General features: G+C 69.3%; 18 protein-coding genes. 8 read left to right on the top strand and 10 right to left on the bottom strand.

Annotated features, from left to right (window positions below):
* Positions 1-298: 298 nt before the first annotated feature.
* Genes ACIQCY_RS03050 through ACIQCY_RS03035 form a run of 4 tightly spaced genes read right to left on the bottom strand, consistent with a single transcriptional unit; the run spans position 299 to position 4,530 of the window.
* Positions 299-955: an MOSC domain-containing protein gene (locus ACIQCY_RS03050; RefSeq protein ID WP_400482405.1), complete on the bottom strand. Its 657-nt coding sequence runs from the start codon at positions 953-955 to the stop codon at positions 299-301.
* A gap of 37 nt (positions 956-992) precedes the next feature.
* Positions 993-1,667, bottom strand: a complete 675-nt coding sequence (locus ACIQCY_RS03045; protein ID WP_400482404.1) for a response regulator — start codon at positions 1,665-1,667, stop codon at positions 993-995.
* On the bottom strand, positions 1,664-3,208 hold the full coding sequence (locus tag ACIQCY_RS03040) for an ATP-binding protein (protein WP_400482403.1): 1,545 nt from the start codon (positions 3,206-3,208) through the stop codon (positions 1,664-1,666). The genes ACIQCY_RS03045 and ACIQCY_RS03040 overlap by 4 nt, the downstream gene beginning before the upstream one ends.
* Positions 3,208-4,530 (bottom strand): glycosyltransferase 87 family protein, encoded by a 1,323-nt coding sequence (locus tag ACIQCY_RS03035; RefSeq protein ID WP_400482402.1) that lies wholly within the window; start codon positions 4,528-4,530, stop codon positions 3,208-3,210. The genes ACIQCY_RS03040 and ACIQCY_RS03035 overlap by 1 nt, the downstream gene beginning before the upstream one ends.
* A gap of 148 nt (positions 4,531-4,678) precedes the next feature.
* On the opposite strand from ACIQCY_RS03035, the gene ACIQCY_RS03030 reads away from it, so the two are divergent.
* Together ACIQCY_RS03030 and ACIQCY_RS03025 are read left to right on the top strand one after the other, a co-directional pair.
* Positions 4,679-5,878, top strand: a complete 1,200-nt coding sequence (locus ACIQCY_RS03030) for an amidohydrolase (protein WP_400482401.1) — start codon at positions 4,679-4,681, stop codon at positions 5,876-5,878.
* A gap of 12 nt (positions 5,879-5,890) precedes the next feature.
* Complete coding sequence (locus ACIQCY_RS03025) at positions 5,891-6,316, top strand: hypothetical protein (protein WP_400482400.1); 426 nt, start codon at positions 5,891-5,893, stop codon at positions 6,314-6,316.
* A gap of 311 nt (positions 6,317-6,627) precedes the next feature.
* Here ACIQCY_RS03025 and ACIQCY_RS03020 read toward each other — a convergent pair whose 3' ends face one another.
* Positions 6,628-7,791, bottom strand: coding sequence for a cystathionine gamma-synthase (locus tag ACIQCY_RS03020; protein ID WP_400482399.1), 1,164 nt, complete (start codon positions 7,789-7,791; stop codon positions 6,628-6,630).
* 27 nt (positions 7,792-7,818) lie between these two features.
* Positions 7,819-9,195 (bottom strand): cystathionine beta-synthase, encoded by a 1,377-nt coding sequence (locus ACIQCY_RS03015; protein ID WP_400482398.1) that lies wholly within the window; start codon positions 9,193-9,195, stop codon positions 7,819-7,821.
* Between the two features lie 192 nt (positions 9,196-9,387).
* Here ACIQCY_RS03015 and ACIQCY_RS03010 point away from each other — a divergent pair, with 192 nt between their 5' ends.
* From ACIQCY_RS03010 to ACIQCY_RS03000, 3 genes are read left to right on the top strand one after another with little or no spacing between them, the layout of a single operon-like run.
* Positions 9,388-10,488 carry a tartrate dehydrogenase gene (locus ACIQCY_RS03010; protein WP_400482397.1) on the top strand — a complete coding sequence of 367 codons (1,101 nt, stop codon included), beginning with the start codon at positions 9,388-9,390 and terminating at the stop codon, positions 10,486-10,488.
* A gap of 12 nt (positions 10,489-10,500) precedes the next feature.
* A complete protein-coding gene (locus ACIQCY_RS03005; RefSeq protein ID WP_400482396.1) occupies positions 10,501-11,475 on the top strand; it encodes a DNA-3-methyladenine glycosylase family protein in 975 nt (324 codons plus the stop codon).
* 48 nt (positions 11,476-11,523) lie between these two features.
* Positions 11,524-11,814, top strand: a complete 291-nt coding sequence (locus ACIQCY_RS03000; protein ID WP_400482395.1) for a putative quinol monooxygenase — start codon at positions 11,524-11,526, stop codon at positions 11,812-11,814.
* Between the two features lie 57 nt (positions 11,815-11,871).
* Here ACIQCY_RS03000 and trxA read toward each other — a convergent pair whose 3' ends face one another.
* Positions 11,872-12,255: a thioredoxin gene (gene trxA / locus ACIQCY_RS02995; protein WP_400482394.1), complete on the bottom strand. Its 384-nt coding sequence runs from the start codon at positions 12,253-12,255 to the stop codon at positions 11,872-11,874.
* 89 nt (positions 12,256-12,344) lie between these two features.
* Between trxA and ACIQCY_RS02990 the strand changes: the two genes are divergently transcribed.
* A complete protein-coding gene (locus ACIQCY_RS02990; RefSeq protein ID WP_400482393.1) occupies positions 12,345-12,776 on the top strand; it encodes a DUF1810 domain-containing protein in 432 nt (143 codons plus the stop codon).
* Between the two features lie 45 nt (positions 12,777-12,821).
* On the opposite strand, the gene ACIQCY_RS02985 is transcribed toward ACIQCY_RS02990, so the two are convergent.
* Entirely contained in the window at positions 12,822-13,259 is a 438-nt protein-coding gene (locus ACIQCY_RS02985; RefSeq protein WP_400482392.1) for a MarR family winged helix-turn-helix transcriptional regulator, read from the bottom strand.
* 94 nt (positions 13,260-13,353) lie between these two features.
* On the opposite strand from ACIQCY_RS02985, the gene ACIQCY_RS02980 reads away from it, so the two are divergent.
* Positions 13,354-13,803, top strand: coding sequence for a DUF6314 family protein (locus tag ACIQCY_RS02980; protein WP_400482391.1), 450 nt, complete (start codon positions 13,354-13,356; stop codon positions 13,801-13,803).
* Positions 13,804-13,812: 9 nt separating this feature from the next.
* Here ACIQCY_RS02980 and ACIQCY_RS02975 read toward each other — a convergent pair whose 3' ends face one another.
* A complete protein-coding gene (locus ACIQCY_RS02975) occupies positions 13,813-14,781 on the bottom strand; it encodes an acyltransferase family protein (protein ID WP_400482438.1) in 969 nt (322 codons plus the stop codon).
* 268 nt (positions 14,782-15,049) lie between these two features.
* Here ACIQCY_RS02975 and ACIQCY_RS02970 point away from each other — a divergent pair, with 268 nt between their 5' ends.
* Entirely contained in the window at positions 15,050-17,155 is a 2,106-nt protein-coding gene (locus ACIQCY_RS02970; RefSeq protein WP_400482390.1) for an acyltransferase family protein, read from the top strand.
* Positions 17,156-17,247: 92 nt separating this feature from the next.
* On the opposite strand, the gene ACIQCY_RS02965 is transcribed toward ACIQCY_RS02970, so the two are convergent.
* Positions 17,248-18,642, bottom strand: coding sequence for a glycoside hydrolase family 6 protein (locus ACIQCY_RS02965; protein WP_400482389.1), 1,395 nt, complete (start codon positions 18,640-18,642; stop codon positions 17,248-17,250).
* Positions 18,643-18,691 lie beyond the last annotated feature (49 nt).

Raw genomic sequence — 18,691 nt, 5'->3', positions numbered from 1 at the left:
GAAGGAGCCTGCAGTGCCGAATGAACATGGAAATCCGGCACTGTTTCAATCCCGAGGCCGAACTTCCTCGTCACACCGTGTTCTCTGCTCTCTCAGCAGTGATGTGTGACTTTTCTTCTAGCCGGCGCTCCCTGATGAATCTGCTCGCGAGTCTGTGCTCCGAGCCCCAACACAACCTATCCGGCCCGAAAGGGGCGGAAATAAAGGGAATACCGGTGTGGGGGATATATCCAGTCTACTGCACGACGGGCCTCATCCGCTCCATCCAGGGCCCGTCGGGGAGGTGACGTTCGGCACGTCAGGCCGGCAGGGCTACCCTCAGCGCCCGCAGCGCCGCCTTGCGGACCTGGGGGGTGAGCGTCAGGTGCCCCGCGGCTGCGGAGCCGAGCAGCCTCTCGGCCTGCGGCTCATCGAGGCCCGCGTGGACCTGCGCCGAGGTGACACCGTGGTCGGGGACGCTCACCACGCGGATGGTGTCGCCCGCGACGATGCTGCCCTTCGTGACGACGCTCAGGTAGGTTCCCACGCGATTGGCCTCCGCGAAGCGCTTCACCCAGGACTTCTCCCCGAGGTGGCGGGCGAAGTTCACGCAGGGCGTGCGCGGCATGGTGACCTCGAGCAGCACCTGGTCCCCCACGCTCCAGCGCTCACCGATGACGGCCTGGGAGGCGTCGATCCCTGCGACCCGGAGGTTCTCGCCGAAAAGACCCGGCGTCACCTCGCGGCCCAGCTGCCCGCTCCAGAAGTCGGCGTCGTCCTGCGCATAGGCGTAGAGGGCCTTCGTGGGTCCGCCGTGATGCTTGCGGCTGGCCTGGATATCACCCGTGAGGCCCAGGGGGTGCACGTTCACGGGCCCGTCCGCCGCTCTCTTGTCGATCGCGGTGACGCCGGTGGAGTCCCTCGTCGGGAGGAGTTCGTGCACGCGGCAGACGGCGAGGAGGGTACCGGTGGTCATGGCGACCATCCTATGCGCGGGGCTGCGGCGGGCGGGCTCACGGCTCGAAGCGGTAGCCCATCCCGCTCTCGGTGACGAAGTACCGGGGCGCCCCCGGGTCCGGCTCGAGCTTCTTGCGCAGCTGCGCCATGTACACGCGGAGGTACTGCACGTCCTTCGCATAGGCCGGCCCCCACACGTCGAGCAGGAGCTGCTGCTGGGAGACGAGCCGGCCCGGATGGGCGATCAGCCGATCCACGATCTTCCACTCGGTCGGCGTCAGGCGGATGTCCCCGCCGTCCTTCACCACGCGGCGGGCACCGGCGTCGAGCGTGAAATCGGGTGTCTCGATGACCGGCGCCTCGGCCTCGACCGCCGCACGCCGTGTCGCTGCCCGCAGCCGCGCCAGCAGCTCTTCGAGCCCGAACGGCTTCGTCACGTAGTCGTCGGCCCCGGCATCGAGCGCATCGACCTTGTCCTGCGAGCCGTGGCGGGCGGACAGCACGATGATGTGCACCTGCGACCAGCCGCGGATCCGGCGGATGACGTCCACGCCGTCGATGTCCGGCAGGCCGAGGTCCAGCACGATGATGTCCGGGTGGTGCTCCGACGCGGCGGCCAGCGCCGTCTCGCCGTCGACCGCCGTCACGCACAGGTAGCCATGGGCGCGGAGGTTGATCTCGAGGGCGCGGAGGAGCTGCGGTTCGTCGTCGACCACCAGCACGCGCGTCATGGCTCGACGACCCCGGTCGAGATGGGCAGGCGGACCACGAGCGTCAGGCCGCCGCCCGGCGTCTGCTCGGCGTCGAGCATGCCGCCCATCACCTCGGTGAAACCCTTGGCAACCGCCAGTCCGAGCCCCACGCCGGCGCCGGACGGCGCATCGTCGAGCCGCTGGAACGGACGGAACATGGCCGCGACGTCCTCCCGTGACACACCGTGCCCGTGGTCGATGACGCGCAGTTCGCTGGCCGGGAAGCCGTTGACGAGTGCCCTGCCCGTCCCTCCCACCGACGCGGTGACCTCGATCGGCGCATCGGGCGCGTACTTGACGGCGTTCTCGACGATGTTCGCGAGCACGCGCTCCAGCAGCCCCGGGTCCGCCTCGATGGCGGGCAGGTTCGGCGGGATGTGCACACGGACGCGCTCCTCGGCGACATTCGCGAGGGCGGGCCCGACGACGTCGGTCCACTTGAGCGGCCGCACGTGCGCGTTGACCGCGTCACCGGTGATGCGCGACATGTCGAGGAGGTTGTTCACGAGCGCATCCAGCCGGTCGGAGTAGTCCTCGATGGTCTCGAGCAGCTCGTCCTCGTCCTCCTGGGAGAAGGTCACGTCGGACTGCCGCAGGCTGCTGACCGCGAGCTTGATACCGGCCAGCGGCGTGCGGAGGTCGTGGGACACCGAGCGCAGGATCGCCGTACGCATGACGTTGCCCTCGACGAGCCTCCGGTTGGTCCGCGTGCTCGCGAGGAGTTCCTGCCGCTGCAGCAGCGACCGCAGCTGGCCGGCGAAGGCCGTCAGCAGGCCGCGGTCGCGCGCGGAGAGCGGGTGCCCGTACAGGGCGAGCGAGAAGCCGCCGTCGACCGGCTCCACCGCCGTCGCGTCCTCGAGGGTCCAGCGGCCCGGCTCCTCGCGTGCCGCGGGCTGCTTCCCTGCCCGCTGCTGCCCGGCGTCGGCCGCGGCCGTCGCACGCACGGCGAGCGCCTTGCGCTCCATGCCCTCCATGCCCTCCGTGCCGTCCTGCCCGTCGCCCACGCCGTCGACAGGGCCGAACAGGGCCACGCCGTCGACGTCGAACTGGGCCTGGACGTGGCGCAGGAACCCCTGCAGGGTGTCCTCCTCCGCCAGGACCCCGCGCGCGAGTTCGCCGAGCAGCGCCGCTTCCTGCTGCGCCAGGACCGCCTCGCGCGAGCGGCGGGCCGACAGCCCGACCACGAGCGACACCGTGACCGCGACGGCGATGAAGATGAGCACCGTGACCACGTTCTCGGCGTCCGAGATCTCCAGGGACCCGAAGGGCTCCGTCGACGTGTAGTTCAGGATGATGGTGCTCCAGAGCGCGGCGAGCAGGGCGGGCCAGAGGCCGCCGATCAGCGCGACGGCGATGACCCCGGCCAGCTGGAAGAGGACGTCGACGGCCAGCAGGGACGTGCCGACCGAGAACAGGGCGCCCTCGAGCAGCGGGGGCAGGACCAGGGCGACGGCGCATCCGGCAGCGAGGCGCAGGCGGCCGAGGGGGGCCGCAAGGGTGCGCCGGGCCGCCGAGGCCATCAGTGGTTCCGCGATCCGGGGACGGCGTCGTCGTCCAGGGCGCGGACGCCGGCCTCGTCGTCGCGGAGGAATCGTTCCTCCTCCGGCCCGGTGGCGGGCAGGGTCCGGGACAGGAGGATCCAGAAGGCGGTGATGGCGAGGGCGCAGAAGACTCCGGCGCTGGAGGCCATGAGCCAGCCGGTGGTCAGCTGCGAGTCGAGGTCCTCGGCGCCGAACAGCACGCCGATGGTCTTCGGGGAGTAGACGAAGACGAGGAGGGTGATCACGAACAGGACCGCCGCCGTCCTCCGGTACGCCCGCAGCGGTGCGGGAAGTCCGGCTGCCTGGCCGGCGAGGACCGCGAGGACCACCACGATCCAGACCCAGTGGTGGGACCACGAGATCGGCGAGATGAGGAGCATGAGCAGCGAGGTCATGGCGATCGGCAGGAACCGGTCACCGCGCCGCTGGGCCGCCCGGACGATGTACGCCGTCGCGGCGACGAGCAGCAGGGAGATGAGCAGCCACGGCACGGTGGAGGGGAAGCCGGGCCCCAGGAAGTGGAGGATCGCCCCCCGGACCGAGAGGTTGTCGACATAGCCCTCACCGCCGATCCTGCCCGTATCCCTCAGCATCTGCAGCCAGTACGTCGCCGACTCCCCGGGCAGGAGGAGGAACCCGAGCGCGATGGTCCCGAAGAACCCGCCCGCCATGGTGAACAGCTGCTTCCACTCGCCGCGCACCAGGAAGTAGAGGCCGAAGACCAGGGGCGTGAGCTTGATACCCGCGGCGACGCCCGTGAGCAGCCCGGTGGGCAGCCGGCGGTGCGGCCCGGAGAGCAGGTCCGCGGCGATCATCGCGAAGAGCAGGATGTTCACCTGCGAGAAGGCCATGGTCTCCCGCCACGGTCCGAGCAGGCAGACGACGCCGGTGCCCGCGATCGCCAGGGGCAGCGCGGACGGATGGGCCACGACCTCCCGTACGCCCGCGAACCCGCCGAGGTAGCGGGTGATGAGCAGCGACGTCGCGGCGGCGATGAGGACCGACAGCCCCACGAAGAGGATTGCGCCGGTCTCGGCGCTCACGAGCGTCAGCACGGTGAAGGCCAGCGCGGCGAACGGCGGATACGTGAACAGCAGCGAGCCCTCCCCCTCGCCGAAGGACCGCGTGTAGAGCGAACCGTCGCCGTCGACCACCGCCTGCCCGCCCATGCGGTAGACGCGGAAATCGAGGCCGATGAAATCGGCCCAGGCGAACGCCCAGACCGCCAGCGCCGCAGCCACGACCACTGCGGCGACGACGCCCAGCGCCCTGACCGTTGCCGGGGTACTGCGCTCGCTCATGCTTTCCTTCCGAAGGACCGGGTGCCGGCGCCGGCCCGGGTTCTTCCCCGCGGAACGGCTCATCCAGTGTAGGCACGGCCCCGGAGAGGCGCTCGCGGGCGGGTATGTTGGAAATCACCCCGCCCCCTTGCGAAAGGCCGATGCACCGATGCCCTCCCCCAGCGGAAACACCCCTCCCGCCACCGCCATCACCAACGCCCACGTCGTCCCGATCGACGGCGAGCCCTTCGACGGCACCGTGGTCGTCGAGGACGGCCGCATCACGGCCCTCGGCGCCTCCGTGGCGGTGCCCGACGGCGCCACCGTGATCGACGCCGGCGGCAAGTGGCTGCTGCCCGGCTTCGTCGACGCCCATGTGCACCTCGGTACGCACGAGGAGGGCGAGGGTGCTGCCGGTGACGACACGAACGAGATGACCAATCCGAACACCGCCGGCGTCCGGGCGATCGACGCCATCAATCCCTTCGACCCGGGGTTCGACGACGCCCTCGCGGGAGGCGTGACCACCGTGAACGTCAACCCCGGCTCCGGGAACCCGATCGGCGGGCTCGCCGTCGCGATCCACACGCACGGCCGCTACCTCGAGGAGATGGTGCTGCGCTCCCCCAGCGGACTCAAGTCGGCCCTCGGCGAGAATCCCAAGCGCGTGTACGGCGGCAAGGACAAGACACCGTCCACCCGCCTCGGCACCGCCCTCGTCATCCGCGAGGCGTTCATGAAGGCCCAGAACTACATGGGCAAGGCCGACGAGAACGCGCGCGATCCGCACCTCGAGGCCCTCGCCATGGTGCTGCGCCGCGAGATCCCGTGGCGCCAGCACGCGCACCGTGCGGACGACATCGCGACCGCCATCCGCATCGCGGACGAGTTCGGGTACGACCTCGTGCTGGACCACGGCACCGAGGCGCACCTGCTCGGCGACATCCTCGCCGAACGCGGGACGCCGGTGCTGATCGGACCGCTCTTCACCACGAAGTCGAAGGTGGAGCTGCGCGGCCGCTCGATCGCCAACCCGGGCAAGCTCGCGAAGGCCGGCGTCGAGATCTCGATCATCACCGACCACCCCGTGATCCCGATCAACTTCCTGGTGCACCAGGCGACGCTGGCCGTCAAGGAGGGACTCGACCGGGAGACCGCGCTGCGCTCCATCACGATTCACCCGGCGAAGGTGCTCGGCCTCGCCGACCGCCTCGGCTCGCTCGCCGTCGGGAAGGACGCGGACCTCGTGCTCTGGAGCGGTGACCCGCTCGACGTCATGCAGCGGGCGCTGCAGGTGTGGATCGGCGGCACGGAGGTCTACTCCTACGACACCGCGACCGGCAGCGGCACCGTCGCTCCGCGGGGCTAGGCAGTCCTCCCGGTGAGGCCCCGCAAGGACCCCCTGCCGCCACGGCCGTTCCCGCTGCGCGCCGCGATCGTCCTGTGGCTCGTGATCGCCGTCCTGCTCCTCGTCGCGGCAGGGACCTTCCTCACCTCCGCCGCCGTGCAGGACCTGGAGCGTGCCGGATTCATCGGGCTCGGCGCGCTCTTCGGGGCACTCGCCGTCCTCCAGCTGCTCCTCCTGCTCCCGCTCCGGCGGGGCAGGAGGAGTGCTCGGGAGCTCCTGAGCACCATCGGCATCATCGTCGGGGTGCCCATCATCGTGCGCGGGACGCCGGGCCTGTCCCTGATCGCCGGGGCGATGCTGGTCGCGGTGCTGCTGATGTGGCTCCCGCAGAGCAGCGACTACTTCCAGCTCACCCAGCCGAAGGCGAAGAAGCGGCTGCGCCTCCCGGGACTCCGCTAGGCCCCCTGGCCCGCGCCGGAATCTGCCGACACGGCCGCCGTCGTTCCCGGCTCTTGGCACGTAGTGGCGTGTCACCCGAGGACACGCCGAGATCACCGGGCACCTCACGCAAAAAGCCCGGGACGACGGCGGTCCTCGGCCGGCCGCAGGTGCCGCGTCGTGCACGCCCTTCGGCGGCCGACGTGCGTGTCGGGCCGGGACACGCCGCGCAGCGGGCCGCATCAGGATCACGCGCGTGCACGACGCCGCACCGACACCCCCGGACACACGAAAGGCCCCTCCCGACGGAGGGGCCTTTCGGTACAGAATGACTAACGCAGAGCCGAGATGGCCTGCTCGAGGTCGCCCACGAGGTCCTCGATGTCCTCGATGCCGACGGACAGCCGGATCAGGTTCTCGGGGACGGCCAGCTCGGTGCCCTTGACCGACGCGTGCGTCATGTCGGACGGGTAGTTCATCAGGGACTCGATGCCGCCGAGGGACTCGGCGAGCAGGAAGACGTGCGTGGACTCGGCCACCTTCTTCGCGGCCTCCGCCCCGCCCCTGAAGGTCACGGAGATCATGCCGCCGAAGTCCTTCATCTGTGCTGCGGCGAGGTCGTGGCCCGGGTGCTCCGGAAGGCCCGGGTAGTACACGTGCTCCACCTCGTCCTGCTCCTGCAGCCACCGGGCGATCGTCATCGCGTTCGAGGAGTGCCGGTCCATGCGCACGCCGAGGGTCTTGAGCCCGCGCGTCGTGAGCCAGGCTTCCATCGGCGCGGACACGGCACCGACGGCGAACTGCACGAAGCCGACCTTCTCGGCGAGCTCGTCGTCGTCCACCACGACGGCGCCGCCACTGGCGTCGGAGTGCCCGCCGATGTACTTGGTGGTCGAGTGCACGACGACGTCGGCGCCGAAGGTGAGCGGCTGCTGCAGGTACGGCGACGCGAACGTGTTGTCGACGACGAGCAGGGCGCCGGCCTCGTGCGCGAGCTGGGCTGTCGCGGCGATGTCGGTGATCTTCATCATCGGATTCGACGGCGTCTCGACCCAGACCATCTTCGTGTTGTTCCCGGCGATGGCGGCCCGCACGGCGTCGGCATCGGCCATGTCGACGGCGGTGTTCGTGATGCCCCACTGGGACAGCACGCGGTCGATCAGGCGGTAGGTACCGCCGTACGCGTCATTGCCGAGCACGATGTGGTCACCCGGACGGAGCGCTGCCCGGATGAGCGCGTCCTCCGCGGCGAGCCCGGACGAGAAGCTGAAGGCGTGCTTCCCGCCTTCGAGCGCCGCGATCTGGACCTGCAGGGCATCACGGGTGGGGTTGGTGCCGCGCCCGTATTCGTAGCCGTTGCGCAGCTTGCCGATGCCGTCCTGCGCGAAGGTGGTGGTCTGGTACAGCGGCGGGATCACCGCTCCGGTCGTGGGGTCGGGGGTCTGGCCGGCGTGGACCGCTCGGGTGTTGAAACCCTGGGCGTTCGAGTGCGTCACGATGCTCCTGAGATGCGGGTGGGGTTGTTACTTGCTCATGTATGTCAGCAAGTCGTGGCGCGTAAGAATTCCCACGGGCGACCCGACGAACGTCACCATCAGCGTGTCGCTGTCCTGGAGCCTCTCCCGCGCCGTCGCGATGGACTCGAGCGAGCCGATGAGGGGCAGCTTCCCGTCCATGTGCTGGGAGATCTGGTCCGTCAGCTTCGCCTCGCCGTGGAAGATCTTGGCGGTTAGGGAGCGCTCGTCGACCGACCCCAGCACCTCGCCCATCTTCACGGGGGGCTCCTGCGACAGCACCGGGATGCTGGAGACGCCGTACTCGTCCAGGATCGAGATGACGTCGCGCACCGTCTCGGTGGGATGGGTGTGCACGAGGTCCGGGATGGAGCCGCTCTTGGCTCGCAGCACCTCGCCGACGCTCGCGTCGTCGCCGCTGTCCATGAAGCCGTAGGACTTCATCCAGTCGTCGTTGAAGATCTTGCCGAGGTAGCCCCGGCCGCCGTCGGGGAGGAGGACGACGACGACATCGTCCTCGGTCAGGTCCCTGGCGACGCGCAGGGCCGCGACGACGGCCATGCCGCAGGAGCCGCCGACCAGCAGGCCCTCCTCGCGGGCGAGGCGCCGGGTCATCTCGAAGCTCTCGGCGTCGGTGACGGCGTGGATCTCGTCCGGGATGGAGGGATCGTAGGACTCGGGCCACATGTCCTCGCCGACACCTTCGACGAAGTAGGGGCGGCCGGTACCGCCGGAGTAGATGGAGCCGTCGGGGTCGGCACCGACGATCCGCACGGGCCCGCCCTCGCGGTCCGCCGAGACCTCCTTCAGGTAGCGCCCGGTGCCGGTGATGGTGCCACCCGTGCCGACGCCCGTGACGAAGTGGGTCAGCCTGCCGTCGGTGTCGTTCCAGATCTCGGGGCCGGTCGTCTCGTAGTGGCTGAGCGGCCCGTTCTGGTTGGAGAACTGGTCGGGCTTGTAGGCGCCGGGGATCTCGCGGACGAGGCGGTCGGACACGCCGTAGTAGGACTGCGGGCTGTCCGGGGCGACGGCGGTGGGCGTGACGACGACCTCCGCCCCGTACGCCTTGAGCACGTTGCGCTTGTCCTCGCCCACCTTGTCCGGCACCACGAAGACGCACTTGTAACCGCGCTGCTGCGCGACGAGGGCGAGGCCGACGCCGGTGTTGCCGGAGGTCGGTTCGACGATGGTGCCGCCGGGCTTGATCTTGCCCTCGGCCTCGGCGGCGTCGAGGATCTTCGCGGCGATGCGGTCCTTCACCGATCCGCCCGGGTTGAGGTATTCGACCTTCGCGAGGACGGTGGCCTTGATGCCGTCGGTGACGGAGTTGAGCTTGACCAGCGGGGTGTTGCCGATCAGGTCAACGATGGAGTTTGCGTACTTCATGACTACAAAGTTACCGGCTGGCGGACGTACCTCCACGCCGCCGTTACGTCCCGGGACGCGCCCGACGGCGACGCGGTGGATCCCCGTAGCCCTGGGCGGGACGGCCGTCGGGCGCCGTCGTCGTGCTGTGGTTGCCGGGCAGCCGAGCCTAGGCTGGACAGGAGAGCCGCGTGTCGAGAGGGAGCAGCAGCCATGACGAACACCTACAGGATCGCGGTCATCGCCGGGGACGGCATCGGCAAGGAGGTCATGCCGGAGGGTCTGCGCTCGCTCCGGGCGGCAGCGGACCGGTACGGGTTCTCGGTGGACGCGGTCGAGTTCGACTACGCCAGCGCGGAGTACTACCAGGAGCACGGGCAGATGCTCCCCGACGGCTGGTTCGAGGAACTGCGCACGTTCGATGCGATCTTCTTCGGGGCCGTCGGCTGGCCCGACGTCGTCCCGGACCACGTGTCCCTCTGGGGCAGCCTGCTGCAGTTCCGGCGACACTTTGACCAGTACGTGAACCTGCGCCCGGTGCGGCTGCTGCCGGGCATCACGAGCCCCCTGGCGGGGCGCGAGCCCGGCGACGTCGACTTCTACGTGGTCCGGGAGAACACCGAGGGCGAGTACTCGAGCGTGGGCGGCAGGATGTTCGAGGGCACCGACCGGGAGACCGTCATCCAGGACACGGTGATGACGCGCACGGGGGTGGACCGCATCCTCCGCTACGCCTTCGAGCTCGCGCGGAAGCGGGGCGCGAAGCACCTCACCTCGGCGACGAAGAGCAACGGCATCTCGATCACCATGCCCTACTGGGACGAGCGCGTGGAGGCGATGGCCGCGCACTACGACGACGTCCGCGTGGACAAGTTCCACATCGACATCCTGTGCGCGAACTTCGTGCTCCACCCTGACTGGTTCGACGTCGTCGTGGCCAGCAACCTCTTCGGCGACATCCTCTCCGATCTCGGTCCGGCCTGCACCGGGACCATCGGCGTGGCGCCCAGCGGCAACATCAACCCGGACCGCACCTTCCCCAGCCTCTTCGAACCCGTCCACGGGTCCGCCCCCGACATCGCCGGCAAGGGGATCGCGAATCCGGTGGGCCAGATCTGGAGTGCCTCGATGATGCTCGAGCACCTCGGCGAACCGGAAGCCGCCGCCGGGATCCTGTCCGCCATCGAAGCGGTGCTCGCCTCCGGCGGCGATACCCTGACGCGGGACCTGGGCGGGACGGGGACGACGGCGTCGCTCGGCGGGACGATCGCGGCCGCCGTCGCGGGTCGAGCGGGCCCGGCAGGCCGGCCGTGACACCATGGATGCATGACCATCGTCCCCGCCGTCGTGCCTCCGGGTGCGGAGGCCACGGAGTGGATACCCGGCGGCCCGTACAACCTGGCCGGGACGGTCGGCACCCTCCAGTGCGGGGCGCACGATCCCGCCTTCATCGTCCAGGGACCGGACGCGTGGCTCGCCTTCCGGACCGTGGACGGACCGGCCACCCTGGCCCTGCGGCAGCGTGGCCCGCTGAATGACAGCCGCATCCAGGCGACCGCCTGGGGGCCCGGCGCGGCCCGGGCCCTCGAGTCCGTTCCCCGCCTCCTCGGCGCGGATGACGACTGGAGCGCCTTCGATCACGCGGAATTCCGCGCAACGCTCCCCGAACTCGCCCGCAAGGGCAGGTACCTCGATCCGGGGCTGCGCCTGCCCGCCTGCGGCCGCATGCTGGACACCGTGGCCCGGGCGATCCTCGAACAGAAGGTGACCGGCATCGAGGCCAAGCGCGCCTGGCGCTACCTGCTGACCCGCCACGGGGATCCCGCTCCCGGTGCCGGCGACGTCGCCCCCGCAGGGCTCCGCCTCCCCCCGACCGCCGAGCAGTGGCGCCGCATCCCCTCCTGGGAATGGCACAGGGCAGGCGTCGATTCGAAGCGCTCGGCGACCATCCTCAAGGCAGCACTCGTGGCAACCGGGCTGGAGCGCCTGGCCTCCCTCCCGGGCGGCGACGCCGTCCGTGCGGGCCTGCGGTCCGTGCCCGGCATCGGGGTCTGGACGGTGGCGGAGGTGGTGCAGCGGACACATGGCTGCCCCGACTCCATCTCCGTGGGCGACTACCACCTCGCGGCCTATGTCGGCGCGGCGCTGACGGGACGGCGCACGGACGACGCCGGGATGATCGAGCTCCTCGAACCGTGGAAGGGCCAGCGGCAGCGCGTGGTCCGGTCCCTCTACTCCAGCGGATTCCGCAAGCCGACCTTCGGGCCCCGGCTCTCCCCCGAGGACCACCGCCGACGCTAGGGCACGCAGGAATGCGGCGGACGGCCGGGCCGCCGCTAGGGTTGGAGGATGAGCCAAACCGTAGACGTCACTGCAGTATTCACCCCGCTCGACGGCGAGTTCTTCCGCGTGAAGCTCGCCCTGGACATCGCCATCGAACAGGTGGTGCAGGAGCCCGGGTGCATCCGGTACGAGATCACCGACGCCCAGGAGGACCGGATCGTCCTCACCGAGCAGTGGGAGTCCACGGAGTTGCTGGACACCCACCTGCGCGGGCCGGCCGTGCAGGACCTCGGCGAATCACTGAGCGCACTGCTCGCCAGGCCGGCGGAGGTCGTCCGCTCGGACCAGGCGGCCTAGCAGGACGCGAAGGAGCCCCGCACCCGGTGGGTGCGGGGCTCCTTCGTGTCTGCGGTCCTACTCGGCGTCGGGAGCGCCCTGGGCCTGCTGCTGCGCGATCTGCTCGTGCACGGCCTTCATGTCCAGGCCCTTGACGGCCTCGACCAGCTCGCCGAACTGCGTCGCGTTGAGCGCACCGGGCTGGGAGAAGACGAGGACCTTGTCCCGGAACGCCATGAGCGTGGGGATCGAGGTGATTCCTGCTGCAGCGGCGAGCGACTGCTCCGCCTCGGTGTCGACCTTCGCGAAGGTGACGTCCTCGTGCTGCTGCGAGACGGCGTCGTAGACCGGCGCGAACTGCTTGCACGGACCGCACCAGTCGGCCCAGAAGTCAACGAACACGATGTCGTTGCCCTCGATGGTTTCCGGGAAGCTTGCCTCAGTGATATTGATTGTCGACATCCCTTAACGCTAGCGACCACCCTCGGCCCTGTCAGGCCTGTTCGCTACCGATGAAGAATCCTCGAGCACGTCGACGCACGGAGGCACGCGTGAACGATCCCTATGACCTCACGAGGTTCGTCGAGGCCCAGGACGCCCATGGCACGTACACGCAGGCCCTCGACGAACTGCGGCGCGGGCACAAGACCGGGCACTGGATGTGGTTCGTCTTCCCGCAGGTCGCGGGACTCGGCAGCAGCCCCACCTCGGTGCGCTACGCCGTGACGTCCCTCGACGAGGCGCAGGCCTACCTCGCGCATCCGGTGCTGGGACCCCGCCTGCTGGAGAGTGTCCATGCCCTCCTCAACCTGCAGGGCGACGATCCGGTCGCGGTGCTCGGCGGGATCGACGCCCGCAAGCTGCAGTCCTCCATGACGCTCTTCAACCAGGCCGGCCCCCAGGAGCCGTGGTTCAAGGCCGTGCTGGATCGGTACTACGCGGGAGCGGAGGACGAGGCGACGACGTCCATCCTCGCGGGATGACGCCGTCGTTCCCTGGTTCCTCTGGTCGTGGTCGCTCGGGCACTCCTAGGCGGTGCGGTTCAGTTTTCCGATGATCGGCAGGGCGGCTGCGAGGGTGGCGCGGTCGTCCTCGTCGAGATGCTCGAGCAGTGCGGCCACGCGCTGGTTGCGGCGCCGGCCGGCGTCCTCCCAGGCCGTTCGCCCCTTGTCCGTCAGTTGGACGAGGACGGCGCGGGAGTCGGTCGGATCCGGCTGGCGGCTGACGAGGCCCGCCTGCTCCAGCTTGATGATCTGCTCGGTGGCGGAGGGTACCCGGACCCCGAGGTTCGCGGCCACCCTGCTCACGCGGAGCGGTTCCTCGGCGGCCATGCTCAGGGTGCTCATCTGCATGGTGGTGAGCTCGCCGTCGCCGTCCATGGACCGGCTCAGGTAGACGGCGTGGCGCAGGGTCGTGCGGAAGGACTGCGCGAGTTCCAGCAGGCGTGGATCCGAAGAAGGGCTCATAGTTAGGTAGCCTAACGTTTCTGGCCCTCCACGGCAAGATGCGCAGCCCTCCTCACGGCGCTAGCGTGATCCGGAGGACACGTCAGGGGGAAGAATGCAGGACGCCGCACCACCGGCCACCATCTCCGTCGAGGACCCGCTCTCCTTCCTCACCGGGAGGTGGTCCACGCAGCGAGGGTTGCTCGACCGCTCCACCGGCCTACGGGGAACCTTCTCCGGGACCACGGTCTTCACGCCCGACGACAACGGCCTCCGCTGGGACGAGGAGGGCACGGTGTCCTGGCCCACCTTCCAGGGACCGGCCTCCCGCTCCTACGGGGTCGTGGCCGAGGAGGCGGCCCTCGCGGTCCGCTTCCCCGACGGGCGGGTGCTCTGCCGCCTCGACCTCCGCTCCGGCGCCGCGCGGGATGAGCATGCGTGCATGCCGGACACCTACCTCGTGGACTTCCGGATCACGTCTCCCGGCACCGTCGAGTACTCCTGGGACGTCACGGGACCGGCGAAGGACCTCCTGCTCACCACGACGCTCACGCGCGAGGACTGAAGGGGCCGGTCAGGCTCCTGCCCGGCGGCCGGGCGATGTGCGCTCGCGCGGTCGCTGCTTCAGCGCCGGCAGCTCGAACAGCAGGTTGACCGAGAGATGCTCCCTCGTGGAGTACATCCAGGCGAGTCCGAGCGGGGCTCCGACGGCGACCACGAGCAGCAGCGGGAACATGAACCACTCCCCAGCGAGGCCCGCGGCATCGGCCAGGGCAAGGGTGATCATGATCGGCCCGAGGTGGGCCACATAGAAGACGATCGAGTAGCGCCCCACGAACTCCAGCGCAGCCGTCACGCGATTGCTGCGGAGCCTCGGGAACGCCCAGCAGACGACGCCGAGACCGCCGAGGACTCCCCAGGCATACTCCGCGCGGTACAGGACATCGTGGTTGAGGACGTTGAACACCCCCACTGCCACCGCCGACACCGCTCCCACGGCCGGCACCCACCGCCGTGCGAGAGTCTGCTCCACAAACCGGGGCTGCCGGGCACACCAGGCTCCGAGGAAGAAGAAGGCGGCGAGGAAGGCCATCATCCCGGGGCGGCTGCCGTCGCGCAGGACCAGTGACGCCGCGAACCCCGTGGCCGAGGCCATCAGCGGCGGGATGCGCCGCAGCGGGTAGGCGAGCGCGTAGAAGACGAGGATGAACCAGAGGTACCAGAGGTAGGTCGGGGCGAGGTAGAGGATCTGCAGGACACCGCCCGGACGGAGGTCGCCGCTCGCCGCCAGGATGATCAGCGACCACAGGACGTACGGCCACGCCACCATGGAGACCTTGCCGGCGAAATACTCCCTCCCGGTCTTGGCCACCGATCGCGGCAGGAGGATGCCTGAGAGGAACATCAGGACGGGCATCCGGAAGGGCTCGAGGAAGAGGTTGAACCCGTCGACACCGGCGATGGCCGCACCCGCGATCCGGAGGGACTCCCCTGCGTGCAGCACGACGACGAGGAGGATGGCGACGCCGCGCAGGCTGTCCAGCCAGCCGATGCGCGTACCCGTGGTCGTGCTGATCGTGGCCTCCCCCGTCGAACCCGGTAATCCTAGGCATGCGTACGGAAGGTTCGTTGGTGGACCGCAGGAGGATGGCTCGCCGCCGCAATCCGCACCTCACGTGGTAGAACCTGTCGGGACGCACCTGGTCGCCGCCTTTTGAATCAGATCAAGCAGCCAGATACAAGACCGGTGCGACCACGTCGCGGCATTTAGGCTGGGATGAAGGCTCGCACAGTCCCTTCGGGAGGTCCTCTTGGCAGGTGATCTGCTCAGCCCGGCCACGCGCACGGAGGACGTCGTCAGGACGTCGTCCTTCCGCCCGGACATCCAGGGCCTGCGGGCGGTGGCGGTGGTCGCGGTGCTGCTCTATCACCTCGAGGTGCCCTTCGTGCCGGGAGGATTCGTAGGCGTCGATGTCTTCTTCGTCATCTCCGGGTTCCTGATCACCGGGCTCCTGCTCAGGCAGCTCATCGATACCGGACGTTTCTCGCTGACCGGGTTCTATGCCCGCAGGGCCAGGCGGCTGCTGCCCGCCGCGACTCTCGTCCTCGTCGCCACAGCGGCGCTGACTGCCGCGCTCCTGCCCGTCACGCGCTGGGCCTCCATCGGTCGGGACACCGTCGCATCGGCCTTCTATGTGCAGAACTGGCGGCTGGCCGAGGACTCGGTGGACTACCTCACGAGCGATGCTGCTCCCAGCCCCCTCCAGCACTACTGGTCGCTCGGCGTGGAGGAGCAGTTCTATCTGGCGTGGCCCCTGGTGCTCGTTGCTGCCGGCTGGCTCCTGACGAGGAAGAAGCGCCACCCCGGACCCATCGCCGGCGCCGGACTGCGCCGACTGCTGATGCTCGCGCTCGCCCTGGTACTCCTGCCCTCGCTGGCATGGTCCATCCATTACACGGCAGCAGAACCCGGGCCCGCCTACTTCACCTCGACCACACGGTTCTGGCAGCTCGCGCTCGGCGCGCTTCTCGCCGTGACCGTCACGCAGCTCGAGAGAGTACCGGAGCGGGTCGCGACGATCGCGGGCTGGGCCGGAATGGCCGGCATCCTCGGCTCGTTGGTCTTCATCGACGGCTCGGTCCCCTACCCCGGAGCGGCTGCCCTGCTCCCCTCCGTCGCTTCCGCCCTCGTCATCGCCTCGGGCGTCCGACGGGCGGAGCGCGGACCCGGGCTCGTGCTCGGCACCCGGCCCATGACCTTTCTCGGAGACATCTCCTATTCCCTGTACCTCTGGCACTGGCCGCCCATCGCCCTCGCGACGGCGCGTTTCGGAGACCCGGGCCAGGAGGTGAGCATCGCCATCACCGGGCTGTCCATCGGGCTCGCGTACCTCACCCACCGGTTCGTCGAGAAGCCCTTCACCGGATGGCGGGCCCTCGGTGGCGCCGCGCGTCACGGCATCTGTGCCGGAGTGGTCCTCATGGTGGTCGGGGGCATCGCGGGCAGCCTGCTCGTCCACGCGGTCCGCGTGGAGGTCGAGGAAGCGGAGTCCGCCCGCCATCGGGCGGGGACGGTCCTCCATGGGGCGATGACGCTGCCGATGGCGCCAAGGACAGCCGGGCACGAACCGCAGGGAACAGCGGAAGAGGTGACCCCGATGCCCGTCGTCGCCGCGAAGGACTTCCCGACCTGCGACTCGGCCAAGATCAGCGAGACCCGGATCACGTCCTGCGAGTACGGAGACGCAGCATCGGACCGTCACGTGGCCCTGGTGGGCGACTCGCACGCGAAGCAGTGGATTCCGGCCCTCGACCGCATAGCCCGGGACCGAGGCTGGAGACTCACGGCGTACATCCATGACGCCTGCCCCTTCGCGACCGGCGAGCTGGAGCGGAAGGGCAGGCTGTATACGACCTGCATGGAATGGAACGCCCGGATGCAGGACCTGCTGGGAGACGACGGACAGCTCAGCATGGTCATCACCAGCAGCTACACGATGGCCGCCGGGATCTCCGGGGCGGATGGCGACGTCGTCGCCATGTCGGAAGCCTTCCGGCGATCATGGAGCACCTTCACGCAACGCGGGATTCCCGTCGTCGTCATCAGGGACACCCCGGCCCCGGGGATCAACATCCCGGAATGCGTCGCAGCGAATCCCAGCGCCCTGGCCGAATGCGCGGTGCCGCGCAGCGTGGCGTCCGACGACAAGGGCCTGGCCCAGCTGCTGGCGGCGGAGTCCCTGCCCGGGACCACTGCGATCGACCTCAACGACTTCATCTGCCCCGCCGAACGATGCCCTCCCGTCATTGGGGATGTCCTCGTGTACCGCGACAGCGACCACCTGACCGCGACGTACGTGACATCACTCGCGGGCCGTCTTGCCGAACCGCTCGAGGCCCTGGTCCCCGCGCGATGACCAGCCTGGCCGGCTCGAACACAAGAGGCCGGTACTCCCGCTGTTCCTAGCGGTAGTACCGGCCTCTGCCTGCCGAAGACGAGCCCGTGCGGTTAGAGCCGGGCGTTCTTGATGAGCTCCTGAGCGCGTTCCGGGAAGAACGCGCCAGCACCGGGGCCGCCGTTGCAGGTACCGTCCGACTCGCCGGGAGCCTTGAGCCAGAGGAAGGCATCGACGTTCGGGACTCCGGGGGTGAGGGTCGGCAGCTTCCCGAGCCCCTGCCCCGCGGGGTTGCACCACGTGCTCGCCGTGGCGACACCGTTTCGGCTCGTGTCCACGATCATCTTCCAGGGAAGCCCCGAAGCCGAGATGACTTTGTTTCCGTAGTCGATGATGGAGGCATTCGAGTTGTAGGCGGACACATTCACGCTGATGCCGTCGATGGCGACTCCTGCTGGGATGCTTCGCTTGATGCGGTCTGCCATCTCCGCCGCGTCGACCCAGTTGGAAGCGTCGACATAGACCTTCGCGTTCGGGTTCGCCTTGAGCTTCTGCACCGCGTACTTGATGGACTCGACGCGTTCCGCCTGCTGGGCGGCTGTCAGCTCATTGAGGTGGCCGAGCGCATCCGGCTCCACGGAGACGATGACGGGAGCGGTGCCGATCCCTGCGGCGACGCCGTCGATCCACGCTCGGTATGCGGCCAGGTTCGCAGCACCGCCTGCGGAATAACTGCCGACGTCCCGGATGGGTGCGTTGTAGACCAGGAGGCCGACAACCTTCCCATTCGCCGCAGTCACTCGCTGCCGGATATCGGCCTGAGCTTCCGCCGGCGTGCCGCCTGCATACCAGCGGGCCGTCGGGGTGGTCTTCAGGATGTCATACCCGGCGAACTGGTCGACCTGTCCGGGACCGTCGTACAGGACCCGCGTGGTCGTGAAGGCCGGGGCTGCCGACGCAGCAACAGTGAGGTTCTGTCCGACGGAATTGAAGCGCATGGTTCCCCACGTGTAGGAGCCCGCGGGAGGTCCGTCGAACACCATCAGCCGAAGTTCGTAGACCCCCGCTGGGAGAGCCGGGAGGCTGAGGTTCTGGGCTGTTGTCCCCGTGAGGTCCCGACCTTCCGCGAAGACATCCGCCTTCTTTGCATTGTTCTGCCACGCCTCCACGTAGACGACCTTGTTCGCGTGTGTCCCGGACGGGGAGGTGATAGCCACGGTGAGCGGGGTCGCCTTCCCATCGGCGGCAGACGTGTAGCGGATCGACCCGAGCCATGAAGCGGTCGCCGTCGTGGGTGATGGGCCGGGGCTAGCGCTGGGGCCGGGCGCGGAGGCGTCTGTGTCGTTCGCCTCGATCCATGCCTCGACGGCTGTGAGCCGCTGGGCGAGGCAGGCTGCGTCCGTCGTGGTACAGGGGGCAATGAAGTCAGTTGCCGCCGTAGCGCCTGAGGCACCGAGCACGACCCCGACTACTGCCAGAGCAACAATCTTCGTCAACCTGAGAGGCATGAGCTTCCTTACGTGAGCTGCGGTGGAATGGCCGGGCTCTTCCGGGAGG

The sequence above is a fragment of the Arthrobacter sp. NPDC092385 genome, assembly GCF_044755105.1.
Classification (GTDB): domain Bacteria; phylum Actinomycetota; class Actinomycetes; order Actinomycetales; family Micrococcaceae; genus Arthrobacter_D.
This window is presented reverse-complemented; position numbering and strand designations above follow the sequence as displayed.